The following is a 1,030-nucleotide window of genomic DNA, read 5'->3' as shown; positions in this document are numbered from 1 at the left end:
TCGGCATCTTCCCCTTTTAACTCGTCTGGTATCAGCGTAATCACTTTCACCGGTACGTTATCGTTAAATCGCAAACCACTGTCATTAACGCAATCATCCGGGCGCTGTTTGCCTTTTCTGCGGGTGTAGGTGGTATATTCGGTTTCACCTTCGGGTTGGGCCAGTGCTGGCACCATATCGCCCAGTAAGCTTAACTGCATACCCAATTCCAAGGCGCGCTTTTCTGACTTCTGACCAAACAGCTGCTTCTCAAACCAGGCTAAGCGTTGCTGAATGCCTGCGAAGGTTTCGCGCAATGACGCATGCTCAGTTTCCAGCTTGCCGTACTTTTCTGACCAGGCCTGATTCTCTGCAGAAGCCTGTTGCAACAAACTCTGCAGGCGCGCGATTTCACTGGTCAAATTAACCCGTGTCTCGGCGTCCGTTGCCACGTTGGATGAGGATGAAGGCTTGATTTTCATAGCGTCAATTATACAGACTTATCAAGCGATTGACTGCCCATAGCGCTTCGCTTGTTTCTGGCGAAGTACGGTAATTCCGTCAACGATCATTTGCAGGGTGCAACCGGTGAGCGATTGGATCCCACTCGGATGCGGTTTCACCGGAAACTGGCCTTGCTCGAGGCGCTTTGCCCAGACACAATAGCCTGAGCTTTCGAAGTACAACACCTTCATCTGGGTTTTGCGGGCATTGATAAACACAAAGTACTGGCCGCTTTGTGGATTATGGCAAAGTTTATTGCGCACCAGGGCACTTAAACCGTTAAAGGATTTACGCATATCCACGGGTGTGGTGCACAGCCAGATTTTTTGGTTGGCAGCAGGGATAAACATTATTGCTGGCTAAGGGTAAGTTCAACGCCATTGCCCAGTGACAAGACGATATGCCAGCGGGTGTTACCGTGATGTGCAAGCGCGGATAAATCGATAAACTGTGTATCCTGGCGAACAGGCGCTTGTTCAGTTTGCTCAGCCAAGCGTTGCCGCCATTTATAAAATGACATGGTGCTCAGTTGATGGGTTTGGCAAAA

The 1,030-nt window shown here is 49.8% G+C and carries 3 protein-coding genes; all 3 read right to left on the bottom strand.

Features of this window, described 5'->3' with window-relative positions; all coding sequences use genetic code 11:
- Window positions 1-461: transposase (locus J3B89_RS20990; protein ID WP_215399545.1), on the bottom strand; the 461-nt coding region annotated here is incomplete at its 3' end.
- A gap of 21 nt (window positions 462-482) precedes the next feature.
- The gene (gene tnpB, locus J3B89_RS20985) at window positions 483-833 is read right to left on the bottom strand and encodes an IS66 family insertion sequence element accessory protein TnpB (protein WP_014610304.1); all 351 of its coding nucleotides are present in this window, start codon (window positions 831-833) and stop codon (window positions 483-485) included.
- A partial coding sequence (tnpA, locus tag J3B89_RS20980) for an IS66 family insertion sequence element accessory protein TnpA (RefSeq protein ID WP_215399544.1) occupies window positions 833-1,030 on the bottom strand: 198 nt, incomplete at its 5' end. The genes tnpA and tnpB, both read right to left, overlap by 1 nt.

Source organism: Rheinheimera oceanensis, assembly GCF_018831085.1.
Lineage (GTDB): Bacteria > Pseudomonadota > Gammaproteobacteria > Enterobacterales > Alteromonadaceae > Alishewanella > Alishewanella oceanensis.
This window is presented reverse-complemented; position numbering and strand designations above follow the sequence as displayed.